Here is a 19,859-nt window from a genome sequence, read left to right as displayed (position 1 = left end):
TTAATTTTCTTCACTTTCCGGAATATTAAGATAAGACAATACTGCAGCACTAAGGACAAACAGTGTCAGGGCATAATAAACAAAGTGCATCCCATAAACCTGGGCATGATGGCTTAACTCCTCAATACCTGCCGAATAAGCTATTTTCTTTCTGAATGAATACCAGATTGCTGCTGCTATTGACACACCCATTAGCAGTCCCAGATTTCTCATAAAAGCAAGCATACTGCTTCCGACACCCCGAAGGTGTGCGGGAGCGGAATTTAAAGCTCTTGAGCTATTGGGAGATTGAAATAATCCAAAGCCAAGGCTTATCAAAGCGCTTCTCCAGACAATCTGGTGCCAATCCCAGTTTTCTGCAATAAATGTAAAGGAAAAATAACCTGTAGCTGTAATGATAAGACCAATCGTAGCTATAAAACGCGGACCGATTTTATCGGAGAGAAAGCCTCCTATAGGGGCTATAACACTCAGCGTTGCCGGACCTGCAAGCAATATAAAACCTGCCTTTTCAGGCGGGTAGTTCAAAATTTGCTGAAGGTAAAAAGGTAAAATAAAAAAGTTTGCCCCAGTGGATGTAAAAGCCAGCCAAGCCGAAATGATCGAATAACTATAATTTCTTCTTTTAAATAAAGTAAAATTTAGCATGGGGACCGGTGCCTTTTTCTGCCAAATGAAAAAAAAGCTAAGCAGTACTCCCCCACCAATAAGGTACATTATTACATACTTGTTACTCCATCCAAAATCATCTAATGGCCCGAGATAAAGCCCAACCAGAAATAATATTGCTCCGGCAAGAAACAATAGTGCTCCGGGATAATCGAAGTACTCCTTTTTCCTTTCAGCCCCTCCTGGAATATTTCTTAGAGTAAATACTACAGCAATAATCCCAAGCGGAACATTTACAAAAAATATGCTTTTCCAACCTAAAGATCCCAAAAGTATTCCCCCCAATACAGGACCAAGGCTATTGCCTGCAGCGACAATCGTGCCTATTAAACCTAAAGCCTTGCCACGATCCTTAGGCTCAAAAACATTTGCGATGATCACTGGCCCAACAGCAAACAACATAGAAGCACCTAAACCCTGAATTACCCTAAAGGCTGTCAGATACCAGATACCTGGAGCAATTCCACAGAGCAATGAACCAATTGTAAATACTGCAAATCCAGAAACATATACCGGCTTTGTTCCTATGATATCAGAGATCCTGCCCATTATCAGCAGGGTACTGGTAGTTGTAAGAAAATAAGATATTACAATCCATTGAACTGCACTGCCAGCCTGAAGCTCTGTTTTAATAGTGGGAAGCGCGATATTTACAATACTTCCATCAAGGGTGGCCATTAAGACCCCAAATGAGACATTGGCAAGGATCAGCCACTTATTTTTATATTTATTTTCAGGTATTTTCCCGGTATCTGTCATTTAAAAGTATTCTGCATGATTGGATAAAATATTCTTAGGCATTTTCTTCCTACTTATAACTGCCGAGGTAGAGAAATAGCCAAACTAAAAGGTTAAATTCTAAAAATTTTTAAAAAAAATAAAAAGCCGGCTTTTATGAGACGGCTTTAAGAGAATGTTTAATTAGTCAAGATGCTTTCAAATAGTCTATATTCTAAAATTTACAATGCCACTACACCTTCAATTTTGGAAGCTGCCTTATAATAATGCAAGACAGAATCACCAGATTCAACAGCGAATGTGGATGTAACACTTACATAGTTCCCTTTTTGAGAATATTTTTTTTCTGTAATTCTTCCCTCAAAAATATTAACCAATTCTTTTTCTTTCTCCGTAGGAACAATAAACTTGAACATATAAATGGACGGCCATGATAATTTTTCAAGCCTTTCCTGTAAACCTTTAAATTTCTTATCTTCCATAAATTTGGTAACTGGAACTATTAAAATTGCGTTCCAAAAAACATGCTAAAAATCGTAAAACTTTCTCATGCCTGAAAGAAAATTTATTTTAAATACTTTGCTCACTGATGGAATTATTTCCACTGAAGACAAAGAAAAGCTTGAAAACTATGAGCAAAATAAGCTTTTTTCACTCTTTTGGGAAGCAAAAACAGTTTTATACCTGGGAGTATTACTCTTCTCAGCGGGAGCTGGTTTGATTATTTATTTGAATATTGACACAATAGGTCATATTTCAATCATTTCCCTTATAGGACTAGCATGCACGGCCTGCTTCTACATAACTTTCAAAAAAAGTGAGCCCTTTTCCTTTAATGAAGTAATCAGCACCTCTCCATGGAATGATTATATATTGCTTCTCGGCTGCTTGCTTTTTTTGTCACTCGAAACATATCTGCAAGTTCAATACACCATATTCGGAACACAATTCGGGACTGCCACAATTATTCCTACGCTCTTATTCTTCCTGCTTGCTTACAGATTTGATCACAAGGGTGTTTTAAGCATGGCTGTTACCGGTCTCGCAGGCTGGGCAGGAATAGCAGTAACTCCAAGAGGTGTATATGATGGCCTGGAGAACTTCTCTGATCACTCATACATATGGACTGCTCTGGGCCTGGGTTGCTTTCTGAATGCCATGGTATTTGGGTTCCAGAGAATAAATCTGAAAAACCATTTTGCATTTACTTACCTTAACTTCGCCATTCACATTCTTTTCATAGCAGCATTGGCCGGTTTGTTTTTAGAAACAAATCACCTCCTATTTATACCAATTTTATTTGTACTGGCAGGAGTTTATTATTTCCATGCAAGAAAACTTGAGTCATACTATTTCTTGCTTTTCATCATGATTTATTTATACATAGGTATTACCTATATTACTTTTCATTTCCTGTTGCAAACCGGAGCAGATATAGAATTAGTCTATTTCGGATTTTTCTATTTTATCGGTAGTTGTGCCCTAGCTGTTTACCTTATCAAGAATCACAAAAGTCTGTTGAAAATATGATTATCTATAATAAAAAATCACTTGAGAATCTAAGACTTATTGATCAGGCTAAAATCTGGAAAGAAAAACAATTATTATCCGAATCATTATTTGAAAAGATAAAAGGGAAATATATAAATGATCTATATACACCCAATTTCTTTATAAGAACAGGTCTATTCCTGTTTACTTCTATACTGATTGGTGCAAGCCTTGGCCTTATCACTCTGATAACAATTCATGACACCATCTCTGGATATGGATTACCGATCAGAATGTTGATTTATGCAATTATTACAGGTATCACAGCCGAAAAGGTAATTAGAGAAAAGAAGTTTTTCAGGGCAGGTGTTGATGATGCTTTCCAATATGCTACTTTAGGTCTTTGTATTTCTGCGATCGCAATTTTCTTTGATAATCTAAATAACAATAGTGAATCTTACTATGACAGGACTGATTATACATTACAAATACTTACGCTTTCTTTACCCCTCCTTATTTTCTTTGCTATTCGTTATGTAGACCGCCTTATCTCTGCACTGGCATTTGGAGTTTTAATTTACATTATTTTTTATGTAGTATCTAATACGGGAAATATAGGCATAGCAATTTGCCCTTTCACCATATGCATTACAAGCTTTCTTATATATCAGCTGGTTAAAAAATATGGTTATGTTGAAAAAAGGTTATTATGGAAAGATAATTTTAAAATCCTTGAACTGCTTAGTTTACTTACTTTATATCTTTCCGTTAATTACTTCGTGGTAAGAGAACTTAATGCTATAATGAATGATGAATATTCGAGCTCTCAAATACCACTAGCCTGGCTATTCTACATTACTACAGCTATTACCCCTTTGTTATATATTTACTTTGGTATAATAAAAAAAGACAGACTACAACTTCAGCTAGGCATGATGCTAATTACATTTGCGGTATTTACTTTCAAATTCTATTTCAGCCTTGGCCATCATGAAATAACGATTACACTTGCCGGAATTATTATGATTGGTGTTGCATGGTTTGTAAATAAACTTTTGAAAACACCTAAAATAGGATTGACAGTGGATAAGGATGTATTAGAAAAAGAATTCAACTTATCTGATGCAGAAGCTCTGGTAATTGCAGAGACAATGGGAAAAGACTCATCACAACAGGAAGGGTTTGAATTTGGAGAAGGTAATTTCGGCGGTGGTGGTTCCGGAGGGAAGTTCTAATAAGAAAGTAAGTTAAGATAATTTCAATATAATCCGTTTGCTTTATTCAAGGATTATTGCTCAGAAACAATTAACAGGATATAAATCAGAAAGTACTATTTGGGATAATAATCTTTACTGTTGTCCCATTTTTCTCTCCACTGGAAATAAAGAGTTCTCCCTGCAAATGTTCTACAGCACTTTGTACTAGGAATAAGCCCATTCCACTACCTTCAGACTTTTCACTTCCTCTGAAAAACATTTCTGTAACAAGACTAAGGACACCCTCTCTAATTCCATACCCATTATCTGTAATTGAAAAAGTAATATGGTCATGTGTTATATCCATCACAAAGGTAATTTCAAGCAAATCATTTCTTCCGAAAACAATACTATTTTCAAATATCTCTCTGAAGATGACATGTAAAATATCCGGATCTGAATTGAAATCTCTGTTCTCGGGAAGTTGAGCATGAATAACAGGAAATCTGTGAGAATGATTTTGGTAAAGTTTATCTTTAAATTCTGAAAAGAATGTATCGAAATTTATTCGGGAAATAATACTTTTTTCAGTTTTCAATCTTCCCAGGAATGAAAGGCCATCCAAAAGCTTGCTCAGCTTACGCAAAGTCAGTCTCATTAAATTTGACATTTGCTTTATTTCTTCCTGATCATTGGTAAGTTCAATAAGATTTAGAAGTCCTTCAGATGTGCTTACGGGTCCTTTCATATCATGAGATGCACGATATAACAAGGCATTCAGTTGGTTATTGATTGCAAGAAGTTCAATTGTGCGGTCAGCAACAATCTTTTCTAAAAGAAGATTTTGTTCTTTAATTTTTTCTTTGGCAAACTTGAGCTCCTGATTAAGACCACCCATATTACGCAGAGTCATTCCGAACATATTCTCCTGAGTGGTGATATGCTCTTTAAGCCTTGCGTTTTCTTTTTGAATTTCTAAAAATTGCTGATAATCAAAAGTCTGGGTTTCCTTCATACTTATCTTTAAACCAATGCTTCTAATTACTGGTTTTGTCGATAAAAGGATTCAAAATAAATTAAAAAATGTGGATAAACCTGATAAAAAGAGGTGACGGACTCCCCCGTCACCAGTGTAAGCAGAGAGGAATATAATTCCGAATTGCAAAAATAACGAATTAATCTGACATCCTATTGCCTCATTACATCTTTTAAAAAACTCTATGAATCAAGCTTTTTTAGTTTTCCCTCATCAGTTATTTGAAAATAATTTTCACAGAAAGAAGAACCAGTTCATCTGCTTAATCGAAGAACCCTTGCTTTTTACTCAGTACAAATTTCATAAGCAAAAACTTATATTCCACAGGGCTAGTATGAAAGCTTATGAGCAACAACTTATATCAAAAGGTTATAAGTGCATTTACTTTGAACAGGTAAAATTTTCTGATACTGAGGCTCTTTTCAAAGAATTGGTTAAGAATAAAATTAATCACATTACTTATATAGATCCTACAGATGACTGGCTATCAAAACGAATAGAAAAAAATGCGGCTATAAATGGAATCAAAACAGTTGTAGAAAGTTCACCCATGTTTCTCAATACAATCAGCTATCTTGAAGACTATTTCTCCCATAAGAGATTTTATATGGCTGATTTTTACTCTCACGAAAGAATACGCCTTGATATAATGATAGACAATGGCAAACCAAGAGGAGGTAAATGGAGCTTTGATGATGAAAACAGAAAAAAACTTCCTAAAAACCATATACCTCCGGCAGTTCACTCCCCTGAACCAAATGAATTTGTAAAAGAGGCAATTGATTATGTAAAAAGAAATTTCAGCACTAACCCGGGAACCACAATACCTTTCTTATACCCTGTCACTCATAAAGAAGCTCAAATTTGGCTGGACTCTTTTATTACCAAAAGGTTAAATTCATTTGGAACATATGAAGATGCTATTTCCTCTAAGTATCCATTTATATATCATTCAGTATTAAGCCCGCTTCTCAATTCTGGCTTGCTGACTCCGGAAGACATTCTGGATAAAGTCATGGAACATCAAAATGAGATTCCAATAAACGCATTAGAAGGTTTTATCAGGCAAATCATTGGCTGGAGAGAATACATGAGGGCTGTATATCAATTTAAAGGAAGACATATTCGGACACAAAACTATTTTAATCATAAAAGAAAATTGCCCACATCATTCTGGGATGCATCTACAGGAATCTTACCAGTAGACAACACCATCTCAAATGTGCTTAGTAATTCCTATAATCACCATATAGAACGTCTTATGATAATGGGAAACTTCATGCTTCTATGTGAAACAGATCCTGATGAAGTTTACAAATGGTTTATGGAAATGTATATTGACGCCTACGATTGGGTAATGGTACCCAATGTCTATGGAATGAGCCAGTTTGCTGCTGGCCATATTATTACTACCAAACCATATATCTCCGGTTCAAACTATGTATTAAAAATGAGCGATTATCCCCGAGGACCGTGGACCAATATCTGGGACAGTTTATACTGGAGATTTATTGATTTACATAAAAAGAAATTCCAAAGCAATCCAAGAATGACCTTAATGCTAAGGCAGCTTGAAAAAAAGGATAGACGAACTATTAAGGGGTATTATGATGTGGCTGATAAATTTTTGACGGAAAGCTAAAAGCTAAAAGCACAAAGCGGAAAGCTTAAAGTAATAGCTAGGTAAATCCACTTAATAGATTTTCTTAATCTAATTAATTGATTACAGCCAGCAGGCCTTCTGCTTCTGATGAAGCATTTAACTATATACTTTTTGCTTTAAGCTTTCCGCTTTGTACTTTAACCTCACGCCGGAATGAAGTTCACCTTGCCCACTTTATCTCTCACTCCCACTCGGCTATACTGCAAATAAACATACCATAGATCAAGGAATAAAGTAATGGCACATAAAGCCATCAATCCATTATATCCGGGAATGTTCCAGAAATGATTGTAAATCATAGCTGAGCATCCTGCAGTACCAATCATTTTGAACCAGCCATTTGCATTTGAAATTGCAAACTCAGGTTGTCTGATGATCTGATAACAATAAAAAGCACTCATATAAACGTTGATGAGATAAGCAGAAAAGGCACCAAAGCCATCTGTGTCATGCTCAGGAATAAGGAAATACAAACCTATCATCCAAAAGGCAAGCCCGAAAGTTGTAATTAACACTGATTGCTTTTTAAATGGCTCAAGCTGAAACTGCTTATGACCATATTTAAAAATGCTGTAAATGATAAAGATGTCCATAAAGAACCATATCCTGTACCCCCATTGAAAGAGCTCTCCCAGGTTCGTATGAAAGCACCAGCTCCAAAGCAACTCCCATGAAAAATTGGCAACTACTGCTGCAACTGGTATCTCTACTACTTTATGTTTAATGATATTTATAATTACAATGATGTAAACAAGAAACCAGAAAATACAGCATATCCCAAACAAGCTTAAGTCTAAAGGACTATACACTTCAAGATTTAAAAGCTTTTCCATAATTATAAAAGATTAAATAGTTAATTAAAAATCCATGTAGCTATCGTCCTGATTTCTCAAAGAACCAGAACCTTATTTTATGAAGTAGTTTAATTATAAATGGCTGATGATGCGACCATGGCAATCCTTTTTTATACCTCTGCAAGTCTCTCCACCGAAGTATGGCAAATATTGCCGGTTCATGCAGATCCCATATTTTGCACTTAGGAGCCTTTACTCCTGAAGCATCCAAGATGCTATTGACAGCCCTTCTGGCAGCTTCATTTGCACCTTCCATAGTAGCTAGATCCGTATTGGTTTTCACATAATCAGATGCAAGGAACAGATTAGGAACCTGAGTGTATGCATAAGGTCGCAAGTCCCAGGTATTAGTAGAGTTGACCAACAGAGGTTCTTCATTACGCATAGGACTCTCAAAGACAATATCGGGATCGATAAAAGATGAATGCAGAAAGTCATCTTTAAGAACTACATTACCATTGACATTCAGACTTCTTTTTAACTGTTCCCAGATCTCTTTAATGATTTCTTCTTTCGTACATTCTTTAGCAGGCTTATTATAAATTACACCCGGAGTATTCCAATCTGAGACATCTACTGATAATATACCTTTAACCTTACCATCACCATGCTCAGCAATGCTGAATTTCTTCCAGAACTGGCACTGATATATGGAAGTAAGTGCCCATGGTGTATCTATATATATTGAATGACCGGGAACAGACTCAATGTTGGTATTCAGATAGAACTGAGTACCGTTCATCCAAGAAACATACTGACTAAGCGTTTTAAGATAATTTAAAGTAGGATCGATTTTTACCAGATCATTGTTAAGCAAGCTGGCCATTACTTCTACAGGTACTGCAGAAATGTAGTAATCTGCGACAAACTCCTGCTGTTTTCCTTCGCAAGAGATGGTAACACTTTTAATCGCATTATCAGCACAATTAATGCTCAGAACCTTTGAATTGAATCTGTATTCAACGCCTTTCTTTTTAAGGTCTTCAAGCCAGGGATCAATCCAAACTTCATTGGTAGGACCACATAATACTCTGTCGCAACTAATACCGGGTTTAGCGACATCAAATAAAAGCTGGATAAAAATATCGCCTCCTGTTTTAGTACTTGCCTCTTCAGCCCTTGCCGCCACCAGTGTACGAGTAAGGCCTTTGGCAAAAATACTCTGATAAGCAGAAGATTGTTGATCGGCATCGAGGTACTCCCACCAGCTGATCCTTTCATACTCATGCTTTCTTCTTTCCTTACAACTAGTCATTAGTTGCCAGACTTTTTTTGCAAACAGAGCTTTTTCTTCTGTAGAAAGACCAAGGTTGAGATCCAAACCATCTGCAAGTATTTGAATAAACTCCCCAAGAGATCTGGGAAACCTGGCCGGCATCAAAACAGGATCTTTTCCAAATCTTGCCATTTGAATACGTGTGGTATCTACCAGATTATCAGCTACACCATTTTTATTTTCGCCATAAGGAATTTCTTTCATGGTAGCAATGATGTGCTTGTAAAACCTTGGAAAAAAGCGAAAACCATGTTCCCCTGGCAGATCTTTCCGGCCATCCGTTCCAGTGTTTAGCACAGAAAGACTTCGCGCCTTACCTCCGGGAATGCCCTTGGATTCAAACACTACAACATTAAACCCTCTGTTGATTAATTCATGAGCAGCGCTCAACCCTCCTATACCTCCTCCAAGAATGATGACACTTTTCTTTTTGGGATCCATAAAAATTCAGATTTAAAATACTTCTAATACGATGGACCCAATTGAAAAGACATGAGAATACTAGCATAACCAATAAGAACTAGATGAAGAATTAGAATAAATCGACAAGATTAAAAAGAATGGCTTATTCCAAGGAAATATTTCACACTATTATATAAGCTAAAAAATAGTCCATTTATACATATTAAGGAGTAAGGTAAATGTATATGTATTTTATTCTAAAATCGCTTATAAAGAAACGACTCGTTCAACATAATTAATAGGATAAATTTTATACCTAAATCCACCAAAACTTATAAAACCCAACAAACATACTTCACAAAACCGGGTATATCGTATGTAAGAGTTACGTTTTTCATCTTACCTACCTAAAAAATTGGCCAAATTGGTCAAAATTGGCATTTTTAATTAACAGAAGTTCAGGAATTTATTAATCTAGAAAAAATTCTACTTTAAAAAATTAGGTAGTAATACGGTTTTTTACTAGTTTTATTTAAAAGTAGGTCAAATTTTAAACACCAAAAGCAACAATGAATATATTTTATAAATTTTATACCCAAAAATTTTACTTGTTTTAAGAAAATTTACTAATTTTAGTTCACAATTAACCTTTACTAAATTTTAACTACCTTATGAAAAAACTATCAATTGTCCCATTTGCAGTATTGCTGGTTGTTACTGCACTGGCATTTGCTTTCCCGGGTGTTCCAAAATCAATCGAAACAGAAGGTCTTAACACAGGTGACATCGCATGGATGTTGGCATCCGCAGCGCTTGTACTCCTAATGACTCCCGGACTTGCACTTTTTTATGGTGGAATGGTTAACGCTAAAAACGTAATCTCTACTATGTTACAAAGTTTCATATGTATGGGTATCATCTCCGTACTATGGATTACAGTTGGTTTCAGCCTTGCTTTCGGTGAAGACATCGGAGGATTTATCGGAGATCCTACCTCATTCTTTATGTTCCAGAATGTATTAGATGGAAAGCCATGGCCATTAGCTGCAACTATCCCTTTGGTTCTTTTCGCCTTCTTCCAGTTGAAATTTGCAGTTATCACACCTGCTTTGATAACCGGATCATTCTCAGAAAGAATCAAATTCACATCATATATTCTGTTTGCATGCCTTTTCAGCATGTTTATCTATGCTCCGATTGCACACTGGACATGGCATCCTGAAGGCTTCCTTTTTAAAATGGGAGTTCTTGATTTTGCCGGCGGTACTGTAGTTCACATCTCTGCTGGTTGCGCTGCTCTTGCTGCTGCTATCTACCTTGGCAAAAGAAAAGAACATGTTGAACCTGCTCCTGCAAACATTCCATTTGTATTATTAGGTACAGGTTTATTATGGTTCGGATGGTTCGGCTTTAACGCTGGTTCAGCTGTTGGAGCATCTGCACTTGCTGCTTCTGCTTTCGCTACTACAAACATCGCCGCTGCTGCTGCTGGTATTGCCTGGATATTATTTGATTCTGTTAAAGGTAAAAAACCATCTGCAATGGGATTCTGTATCGGTGTCGTTGTTGGTCTTGTAGCTATCACTCCTGCTGCTGGCTTCGTAACAATTGCATCCAGTGTTGTAATAGGTGTTGGCGCTAGCTTAATCAGCAACATCGTTGTAGGCCTAAGAGCTAAAACTGGCATCGATGACACACTTGATGTATTCCCTTGCCATGGTGTTGGAGGAATGAGCGGTATGCTTTTTACTGCTGTATTTGCTCATGTTGCAGTAAACTCTGCAAACACTACCGGTAACGGTCTCGCTTTCGGTGAAACTACACTTTTCGTAACCCACCTTATCGCTCTAGGTATTGTTGTAGCATTCTCATTCGTAGGCTCTTACATACTTCTTGTAATTACAAACTTAATCGCTCCTCTAAGAGTAACAGAAGAAGAAGAAAAAGAAGGATTGGATCTTTCTCAACACGAAGAAAAAGTACTTGTGGTATAGTACATCTGACTTTGATAAATCAAAAAGCTGCCTCGTTATCGGGGCAGCTTTTTTTTATAATTTGTAGAAAAATTATGATCACTCTTTACTTCTCAATAAAGATTTATTTTATATAAAATTTAACCTGAATACTTGCTGATATTTTTATTTTCTGAAACTGTAGCTCATCATTTTTAAACTTCCCATAACTTAAATCAAGTCGTTCATTTGAATTAGCATATAATACCGGAGAAAGTGATGCTCCAGAATCATTAACCCAAATAACCTTACCAGTTTGTTCACCTAAGGCGCTTAGCAGATAATCCGCCTTTTCTTTTGCAGCTTTTATAGCTTTTATATTCGTTTCTTTTTTCAGGCTGTCCATTTTCGAATGGTAAACTTTCCAAATTGAAGCATCATAGATTTTCAATTTATCCAGTTGCATAAAGACCTTACCAACAGTAGTTGCTCCATCGACTTTCAGAGTATAATCTTTTTGACTCAGCAAATCCTTAGTCCTCCATTTGATCTTCACAAAATCTGCATTTGCATCAGACAAATAAAAATTATTAAGATTGACCCCTATTTCTTTTAAGGAATTCCGGAGTTGCACTTCCTGACTTTCCACATCTATTTTTTCCTTTCCTTCATATCGCTCTTTTATTATGATACTCAAGTAAATTTCATCCGGAACAATCTCCATTTCTGCAGTTCCAACAACATCAATATGAGGCTTCTCTTCCTGTGCAATAAGGGTCTGACCCGAAACAATGTGACCTATAAACACTGCTATTGCCACTACAAACAATCTTAATTTTATCATTTTATTTATCATTTTTAAGAAAGGTAAAATGATTGAAAAATAAGTTCCACAAGAAATTAGGGAACCTCCACTTTGAATAAGTAAAATGGCCAGTTCAATGAGGCAACACAAAAAGAATTGTTTGCCTTTACAGATTTTTCATAAATTTATATTCGTTTAGATTTTATGAATCTTTTAAATACAACATCAATGTTTTTGCTAAAAAGGTGGTACTTACTTCTGTCGGTCATTCTCTTTTCCAGCTGTAACTCAGTAATGGAAATGATTCCTCTGGATATTGATAAAAATCTGGGAGAACAATTTTCCTATCAGATCAATGAAAGCCAATCCGAATATCCATTCCTTGATCCGGAAAAAAATAAAGAAGTTTATGACTATGTAGAAAACATCAAAAACCAGCTGATAAATTCTGATAAAATAAAATATAAAGATCAATTTCCCTATACAGTAAAAATTATTCAGGACGACAATACGCTTAATGCTTTCTGTGTAGCTGGCGGATATATCTATGTTTACACTGGCCTAATCAAGTATGTCGATTCCGAATCCGAGCTTGCAGGTGTACTTGCCCATGAGATAGCGCATGCAGAAAACAGACATACTGTAAAACAGCTGGCAGAATCTTATGGCACGGGGGTAGTAATCTCCTTGATATTTGGTTCGGACTACAAAGAACTCGTTAATGTTGGCCAACAACTTCTCTCTTTAAAATTTAGCCGTGGAGATGAAAAAGAAGCTGACGAATATGCTGTTGAATACCTTTATGACACCAAATATGATCCCAGAGGAGTTGGCGGATTTTTCAAAAAGCTCATTAAAGAGGAAAAAGATCATAACGAAATTCCGGACTTTCTGAGTACCCACCCAGCTTCTCAAGACCGCATTGATGATATTAATACTAAGTGGGAAGAAATGGGATCTAAAGAAGGAGATACAGGCACTGAGAAGCATAAAGAAATTGTAAAACTGCTAACTACCAAAAATTAAGGCTGACAAAATCAGCCTTAACTTTTTCTTATAATAAAACATTTTTGACATTTTAAGCTATTATAGAAATCAAAACCGACTAAGATGAAAAAATTTTTACCGATCATACTAGCCTGTATCGTATTCAACTCTTTATTTCTTTCTGCGACAGCACAGATTAAAAGAATCATCGGAGGAAAAAATGCAGCCAAAGGTGCTTATCCATGGATGGTAGGTATCGGATACTCCGATGAAACTACACCAGAGAATTCTATATACTGCGGCGGAACAATCATCAATAATGAATGGATACTTACAGCTGCACACTGTGTCACTGACGAAACTACAACTACTACTACCCCATACAAACCATCTCAAATCAACGTTTTTACTGACTTTTATTCTCTGACGAAGCCTGAATCAGGCTACCAGAGAATCAATGTTAAAAAGATCATCATTCACCCTACATATGATCCAGTTACTGTAGATGGAGACATCGCACTTATTCAGCTCGAACACCCAGTAACAAATACTCCTGTTTCTTTACCCGAACAAGACGATACAACTTATACAAAAAATGGGTTAACCAGCACTGTAATGGGGTGGGGATATACACAACCTACATCATTAATTGCAGATACCCTACAGGAGGTTGAGGTAAAAATCATTTCCAATGCGGTTTGCAACAGTGATGCTGTTTATGAGGGAGAAGTTACTTCAAATATGCTTTGTGCAGGGTTTCTGACCGGAGGTAAGGATGCTTGCGCCGGAGACAGCGGAGGTCCTCTTGTTTTTAAGTCTGTAAATGAAAACAAAACCATTCAGACAGGTATCGTTAGCTGGGGCGGAGCATGTGCGGCACCTAACCAGCCAGGAGTATATACCAGAGTTGCAAACTATGCAGACTGGATACTTGCCAATGCCACTGTTACATCAATTACACAGCCTGAAAGTGTAGGAACCATAATCAATGGCTTTATGCAACTAAACTCTTCAATATCTGAAGGAGAATATTCCATCTATGACGTTTGTGGACGCTTGCTTTGCAAAGGATCCATTAGTAACAATGAAGTCAACCTATCTTCTCTTAAAGATGGCCTATACGTAATTTTAGTACAGGACGGAAATCAAATGATCTCAGGTAAATTTTATAAAAATTAATGAGTAAAGTAATCTTTGAAAACTATACAAAAGCATTCATACTATTCTTATTCGCAATAACAGCTTCATGCAAAAAAGGGCCTGCATCTACAGCATCTTTTCAAGGAAACAGTAATTACCCTGCGATACAGATAGTAAAAGATACTGCATCGGGATTTAGAGACCCTGACTATGACATACTATCTTCAAAGATCACTAATGACATATTAACTGTTACAGTTAAATATGGAGGAGGATGCAGGCAGCATAAGTTTGAACTATTAAGCAATGGCAAGCCTTCTGCTTCGGTTTTCGAGTTGAACCTACTTCATCTTACTACAGATGACCATTGCAGAAGATTATTATTAGACACCTTACGTTTTGACCTTTCTCCACTCAGAAAAATATCAAAAAATTATTCTGTTAAGATCAATCCATATCCTCAAATCATTCCAACCAAATAATCTCTGATTGAAATTAATCCCTTGCAGGTCTTGTTTTATATACAAAGGATTAATTATGAAAACAAAATCCCGGGACATAGAAGAAATTGTAGCTGAGAAAGAAAGAGATGAACATCCCGGACTTTCTTCAGGATTAGGAGAAGAAGCCGGAGATTTTATGGCAGAATCTTCTGAAGATATAGATGAAGAAATTCACAATGGACTGTCCTCCGGAGAAGGAGAAGAAGGAGGAGACTTTATAGGAACAGGGAAAATAAGAAATAGAACAAATAAACTTCCGGATGGACAAGGTTCAGCAGGATCTTTACCCTATGAGATCGATTATAACAAAATCGATACAGGTACAACAGGATCCAATATTACCAGAGATATAAACCTGGAGAAATCAGGAAGCGGAGAAGCATAAAAGAACAGGTATAAGAACCTGTTCTTTTTATTTTAAGCAAAATCCAATTGCTTGACTAAAGGTATTTCAATTGTAAAAGTACTCCCCTTGCCTTCAGCAGTTTCCAGACTTATTTTTCCGCCCATCTTTTCAAGTGCCATTTTTACAATATGTAGTCCAAGACCGGACCCTTCAGAAGTTGAATCAATCTTAAAAAACATTTCAAAAATCTTATCCTTTAATGAAGAATCTACTCCAAGACCATTATCCTCAAAAACCATTGAAAGTTTTCTTCCTGATGACTTTATTATTACTTTAAAAAATGAATTTTCCTTTGAAGGATCACTATACTTCAATCCGTTCTCTACCAGGTTTTGAATCACTGACCTATACAGAGATTTATCGCCTTTCAGAGGCTCCTGTACATTTATATCAATATAGACTGAAACATCATGAAACAACTCCAGATGTGAAAAGCTATTGATAGACTCTTCCACTAATACTTTAAAATCTATTTCTTCCTCTTTCAAAGTTGCTTGCTGAATCCTTGTAAGGGAAATTAAATCAGCAAGCAGAAGATCCAGCCTGGTGGTGCTTTTCAAAATATGCTCAAAATACTCTTTAGCCTTTTGGTCTTGAACGTCCTTTGCTCCTACTTTGGTTAGACCAATGATAGACCTTAACGGCCCTTTGATGTCATGGGAAGCCTTAAAAACAAAAGTATCCAGCTTTTGAGTCCTCTCCAGTACCTTTTGCTCTAAATCCCTGTTAACCTTACTTCTGAATTGCTCCTTTTCCTTTAAGTGATAGATAAGCTGCTCTTGCATATCTTGCTTTTCTTTAAGCAAAAGTTTAACTCTTAACGCCAATGCAAGAGAGAATATAATAGCTTCCAGTGCAACACCGAAATTAAGGCTGTATACATAGAAGATTGAAGGAGAAATAAATCTTAAATGATCGAAAACATAGATCGTATACCCTAAGAAGAAAAATCCAAAGGCGATAACATATAAATACGCAGGCTTATACTTTTGTCTACGCATGGCCTCTATACCAGCGGCAAAAGTAAACAGAAAAATAACCAGATCAGTAAAAGGGCAAATAAGTCTATACAAAACAGGATGTACAAAACTTACCAGATACAATCCCATTCTTATAAAACTCCACATGACAAGCATGTTGTCAAACCAGATAGACTCTGTTTCTGTCCGCAAAAAGGCTCTGCAATAAAGTATTACAAACAGAATAACAAGCAACAAAGAAAAATCTGGTAAAAACTCATTCAATACAGGCATATCTGGCCAGAGATATTGAAACCCTGTCCCGTCCTGAGTAGAAGCATAAATAATGATACTAATCAGATAAAAGACATAATAGATATATGCTCTATCTTTTACAGTTACAAACATGGAGATATTATAGAGCACCATCGCAATGAGCACTCCGTAAAAAAGAGCCAGAAGGAAGTATTCACTTACTGCGTAACCTAGGAATCGCTTTGAATTTCGGATAACCCCAATGATTCCAACGGGCCCTTCTGATCTTACTTTCAAATAAATTACATTAGGCCTGTTTCTGGGGAGATTGACATCAAATGCAAAATTTTTATGTTTATAGATTTTCTTATTGAAATGTCGTTTATCTCCCCCTTCAAATTTCTCAAAACCACCATAAGGATTAGGAACATATAGCTCAAAATCATCAATTCTGAAATCAAAAAGTTCAATTGTCCAACCGGAAGTGGCCTTCCTATTGATGACTGTGAACCTCACCCAGTAATCTACCTTTGAATTGACGATAGTAGCTACCATGGCAGCATCATAGGGTTCAAAAACCACATTGTGATGATCCACAATATCCCTGATTGTTACTTTTCTGCTGGTATCTTTAAAAATTTCAATTGACCCTCCTGTAAAAACATAATCCATTTCAGGATCATTTTCCCCTATCTCAATAGGTGTCGAGCTATAACCTGCATATGAGATAAGATAAAGAAGGATTAATAGAAAAGACCTTAAAACAGACATATTAAGAATCGGGATTCCGATTACTGACTCATTTAATAAACAATTACTTGCTAATTTTCACACCTGATCTCCCACACTACAGACCTTTAAACTGTCAAAGTATATCTTGGTAACGGGGACCATAATTTGAAATTGTAACATCCCCCCTAAAGGTTTTTATATAATATAAGTGGATGTACGCAAAACCCGTAAAAAAGTAAAAACCTAAAATACAGGTTTAAGCGATTTTCAATAAAATTAAAGGTTTTATCTTAGTATTTCTATATATTTTTACATTTCTTCGACAAATAAACTTAATTTAAAGACATCACTTTTAGGAAATTCGCCGTTAAAAGGATTTATACAGGCAGGGGTACTAACCATATGTTAAATTTAAACTTCAACAAAGAAAAAAGTTTTGCCATTGACCTTGGCAATAATAATACTTTACTAACAGACAAGAATAATGTCTTATTATCAGAACCTTCCTACATTGTTTTGAACAGATATAACAATTCTCTCAAAGCTGTTGGTGGTGAGGCATATGATATGTTTGAAAAAACACATGAGAACCTTAAGGCTGTAAAACCAATGAAAGGTGGTGTAATAGCAGACTTTCATTCTGCAGAAAAAATGCTTGGAGGGCTTGTTGAGAAGATCTTCCCTAGCAAATTGCCTTTCAGGGGTTTTGACCACATTATATCGGGAATCCCTTATTATGCGACCGAAGTGGAGAGAAGAGCTTTACGCGATGCTTTGGAGCAATTTAATTCCAGAAAAAAATATCTTATTTTCGAGCCTTTGGCTGCTGCAATGGGCATGGGATTGAATATTGAAGAACCTGACGGAAAGTTTATTGTTGACATTGGAGGAGGCATCACTGAAATCGTCGTGATTTCCTTATCCGGTATCGTATCATTTAATTCAATCAGAACAGCTGGAGATACTTTTGACGAAGAAATTCAGGACCATTTCAGGAGGAATTATAACCTTGCGGTGGGGCTTAAAACTGCAGAGCAGATAAAGATCCGCATTGGGGCAGTTCGTGAAGATATCGACAATCCTCCTGCTCCTCTCACTATCAAGGGTAAAGACCTTGTTACAGGAATTCCCATAACAAAAAAAATCGACTACAAAGAAATCTTTTCTGTTATTGATAAATCAGTTACAAAAATAGAGAATACCATCGTTCAAACCTTAGAAACCTGTCCTCCGGAACTTGCTTCCGATATCTATTACAATGGAATTCATGTAACAGGTGGAAATGCTTTGTTAAGGGGTTTGAAGGAAAGATTCGAAGCCCGTATTCAAGTGCCAGTGCATATTGATTATAATGCCTTTTTCTCGGTTAGCAAAGGGATTGCTCAAATACTTCAAAAACCTGAAAACTTTAATCATGTACTAATGGCTTAAGCTTAAGCCATTGTGAACAATGCATTCTGAGCGTAGTTTTCATCTAAACTTTAATAAAGATGAAACTACCCTCTTTAATCATCCCGGTTTTCAACCTCATTATTTTATTCTTCCCCCTATTATCCCCTTATTCAAATCCTGCCCTTGCCGGTGATTATAAAAATGGGGATGTCGTTATCATTGACACTTCTACTAGCAGAGATCAATATGTTTCCTCCAAAAAACTTGTTTCCAAGGCAGTTATAAGCGGCGACTTATATGCGGCAGCACAAAGCATTTCAATTGAAGACACCATAAAGGGAGATCTCGTAACAGCAGCTGAAACAATAGACGTAAAAAGTGTATTGAATGATGACTTCAGAGCTGCAGCGAGAAACATCAACATCAACAGTATCATTAAGGGAGATGTAATACTATTTGCAAACGAAGTATATATCAGCAAAGGCAGTATTATCCATGGTGATCTTACTGTATATGCAGGAAGCATATTTTGTGAAGGAGTCATCAAAGGTAATCTTATCATTAAAGGTGGGACCATATCTCTAGGTGGAAACATTGATGGTAATACCAGAATTGAAGGAGGGAAACTCCGAATCAATGCAGTATTGAATGGACGTGCTGAAATTGCAGCACAAAATTTTACAGTTGGTTCCAATGCTTTTTTTAAGGATAATGTCAGATACTGGAAGGAAGGAGGACCACTAAAAGTTTCCCCCAAAGTTCATTCCGGACGCTTTGATTACGACAATTCCTTGGCAGCACACAATCAAAAGAACGATACTTCATTCCAATCTGGATTCATCTTTCTTATCTGGCATATCTTTTTTGCGATATTGATGTTTATCATTCTCACATATATCTGGCCTGCATCTTTTCAGAGCACCGGAGTATATCTTGCTAAGACACCAATAAAAAGCCTGGGATATGGACTTATTTACTTCATATTATTTCCATTTGCGATTTTTCTTCTGTTTATAAGTATTATCGGCATACCAATCGCTGTACTTCTATTCTTTATCTATCTCTTTAGTATTTCCTGCGGACTTGTCGTTACATCCCTTGCCATTGCCAATATGGGGAATTATAAGCTACAGAAGCACTGGAGTAAATGGATGCTTTTATTAACAGCCATTATTATCCTGATACTACTTCATGTGATCTTGCTGATTCCGTTTATAGGATTTCTAATTATTGCTCTACTTACATGTGCAGCCTATGGAGGACTGCTTTTAAAATTCATGGACAAGAGAAATCAGACGAGGGTTAGTTTTTAATAAGAAAAAATTCATATAAAAAAAGGAGCTTCAAGAAGCTCCTTTCAATCTATAATCTTTTAATAGAAATTATTATTAATAATAATCAGA

17 protein-coding genes are annotated in these 19,859 nt (G+C 36.3%); 10 read left to right on the top strand and 7 right to left on the bottom strand.

All coding sequences use genetic code 11. The annotated features are described in order from the left end of the window. Nucleotides 1–1,428 (bottom strand): MFS transporter, encoded by a 1,428-nt coding sequence (locus K350_RS27690; protein WP_081670915.1) that lies wholly within the window; start codon nucleotides 1,426–1,428, stop codon nucleotides 1–3. A gap of 200 nt (nucleotides 1,429–1,628) precedes the next feature. Further along, nucleotides 1,629–1,889: a DUF493 family protein gene (locus K350_RS0106345; protein ID WP_028979188.1), complete on the bottom strand. Its 261-nt coding sequence runs from the start codon at nucleotides 1,887–1,889 to the stop codon at nucleotides 1,629–1,631. A gap of 67 nt (nucleotides 1,890–1,956) precedes the next feature. Here K350_RS0106345 and K350_RS0106340 point away from each other — a divergent pair, with 67 nt between their 5' ends. Both K350_RS0106340 and K350_RS0106335 read left to right on the top strand, forming a co-directional pair. Beyond that, nucleotides 1,957–2,937 (top strand): DUF2157 domain-containing protein, encoded by a 981-nt coding sequence (locus K350_RS0106340; RefSeq protein WP_028979187.1) that lies wholly within the window; start codon nucleotides 1,957–1,959, stop codon nucleotides 2,935–2,937. Beyond that, nucleotides 2,934–4,133 carry a hypothetical protein gene (locus K350_RS0106335; protein ID WP_028979186.1) on the top strand — a complete coding sequence of 400 codons (1,200 nt, stop codon included), beginning with the start codon at nucleotides 2,934–2,936 and terminating at the stop codon, nucleotides 4,131–4,133. The genes K350_RS0106340 and K350_RS0106335 overlap by 4 nt, the downstream gene beginning before the upstream one ends. 85 nt (nucleotides 4,134–4,218) lie before the next feature. Here K350_RS0106335 and K350_RS0106330 read toward each other — a convergent pair whose 3' ends face one another. Further along, nucleotides 4,219–5,109 carry a sensor histidine kinase gene (locus K350_RS0106330; RefSeq protein ID WP_028979185.1) on the bottom strand — a complete coding sequence of 297 codons (891 nt, stop codon included), beginning with the start codon at nucleotides 5,107–5,109 and terminating at the stop codon, nucleotides 4,219–4,221. A 205-nt stretch (nucleotides 5,110–5,314) separates the two neighbouring features. Here K350_RS0106330 and K350_RS0106325 point away from each other — a divergent pair, with 205 nt between their 5' ends. Next, nucleotides 5,315–6,772 carry a cryptochrome/photolyase family protein gene (locus K350_RS0106325; RefSeq protein WP_028979184.1) on the top strand — a complete coding sequence of 486 codons (1,458 nt, stop codon included), beginning with the start codon at nucleotides 5,315–5,317 and terminating at the stop codon, nucleotides 6,770–6,772. A gap of 164 nt (nucleotides 6,773–6,936) precedes the next feature. Here K350_RS0106325 and K350_RS30865 read toward each other — a convergent pair whose 3' ends face one another. Further along, nucleotides 6,937–7,626, bottom strand: coding sequence for a transmembrane-type terpene cyclase (locus K350_RS30865; protein ID WP_028979183.1), 690 nt, complete (start codon nucleotides 7,624–7,626; stop codon nucleotides 6,937–6,939). A 40-nt stretch (nucleotides 7,627–7,666) separates the two neighbouring features. Then, nucleotides 7,667–9,364, bottom strand: coding sequence for a hydroxysqualene dehydroxylase (locus tag K350_RS0106315; RefSeq protein WP_037574423.1), 1,698 nt, complete (start codon nucleotides 9,362–9,364; stop codon nucleotides 7,667–7,669). 632 nt (nucleotides 9,365–9,996) lie between these two features. On the opposite strand from K350_RS0106315, the gene K350_RS0106310 reads away from it, so the two are divergent. Beyond that, entirely contained in the window at nucleotides 9,997–11,319 is a 1,323-nt protein-coding gene (locus K350_RS0106310) for an ammonium transporter (RefSeq protein ID WP_028979181.1), read from the top strand. 103 nt (nucleotides 11,320–11,422) lie between these two features. On the opposite strand, the gene K350_RS0106305 is transcribed toward K350_RS0106310, so the two are convergent. Continuing rightward, a complete protein-coding gene (locus tag K350_RS0106305) occupies nucleotides 11,423–12,121 on the bottom strand; it encodes an SIMPL domain-containing protein (protein ID WP_162144137.1) in 699 nt (232 codons plus the stop codon). Nucleotides 12,122–12,286: 165 nt separating this feature from the next. On the opposite strand from K350_RS0106305, the gene K350_RS0106300 reads away from it, so the two are divergent. From K350_RS0106300 to K350_RS0106285, 4 genes are all read left to right on the top strand, one after another. After that, nucleotides 12,287–13,108, top strand: a complete 822-nt coding sequence (locus K350_RS0106300; protein WP_028979179.1) for a M48 family metallopeptidase — start codon at nucleotides 12,287–12,289, stop codon at nucleotides 13,106–13,108. Between the two features lie 84 nt (nucleotides 13,109–13,192). Continuing rightward, nucleotides 13,193–14,248: a trypsin-like serine protease gene (locus K350_RS0106295; RefSeq protein ID WP_028979178.1), complete on the top strand. Its 1,056-nt coding sequence runs from the start codon at nucleotides 13,193–13,195 to the stop codon at nucleotides 14,246–14,248. Beyond that, nucleotides 14,248–14,691 carry a hypothetical protein gene (locus tag K350_RS0106290; RefSeq protein WP_028979177.1) on the top strand — a complete coding sequence of 148 codons (444 nt, stop codon included), beginning with the start codon at nucleotides 14,248–14,250 and terminating at the stop codon, nucleotides 14,689–14,691. Before K350_RS0106295 ends, K350_RS0106290 begins: the two co-directional genes overlap by 1 nt. A gap of 55 nt (nucleotides 14,692–14,746) precedes the next feature. Continuing rightward, a complete protein-coding gene (locus tag K350_RS0106285; RefSeq protein ID WP_028979176.1) occupies nucleotides 14,747–15,097 on the top strand; it encodes a hypothetical protein in 351 nt (116 codons plus the stop codon). 32 nt (nucleotides 15,098–15,129) lie between these two features. On the opposite strand, the gene K350_RS0106280 is transcribed toward K350_RS0106285, so the two are convergent. Further along, nucleotides 15,130–17,103, bottom strand: a complete 1,974-nt coding sequence (locus K350_RS0106280) for a sensor histidine kinase (protein WP_028979175.1) — start codon at nucleotides 17,101–17,103, stop codon at nucleotides 15,130–15,132. 363 nt (nucleotides 17,104–17,466) lie between these two features. On the opposite strand from K350_RS0106280, the gene mreB reads away from it, so the two are divergent. Beyond that, nucleotides 17,467–18,495 carry a rod shape-determining protein gene (gene mreB, locus K350_RS27680; RefSeq protein WP_037574418.1) on the top strand — a complete coding sequence of 343 codons (1,029 nt, stop codon included), beginning with the start codon at nucleotides 17,467–17,469 and terminating at the stop codon, nucleotides 18,493–18,495. Nucleotides 18,496–18,554: 59 nt separating this feature from the next. Beyond that, on the top strand, nucleotides 18,555–19,769 hold the full coding sequence (locus K350_RS0106270; RefSeq protein WP_028979174.1) for a DUF8173 domain-containing protein: 1,215 nt from the start codon (nucleotides 18,555–18,557) through the stop codon (nucleotides 19,767–19,769). Nucleotides 19,770–19,859: the final 90 nt, after the last annotated feature.

Origin of the sequence: Sporocytophaga myxococcoides DSM 11118, from assembly GCF_000426725.1 — a bacterium.
Classification (GTDB): domain Bacteria; phylum Bacteroidota; class Bacteroidia; order Cytophagales; family Cytophagaceae; genus Sporocytophaga; species Sporocytophaga myxococcoides.
Note: the sequence above shows the minus strand (reverse complement) of the source record. Positions and strands in the feature narration are given on the sequence as shown.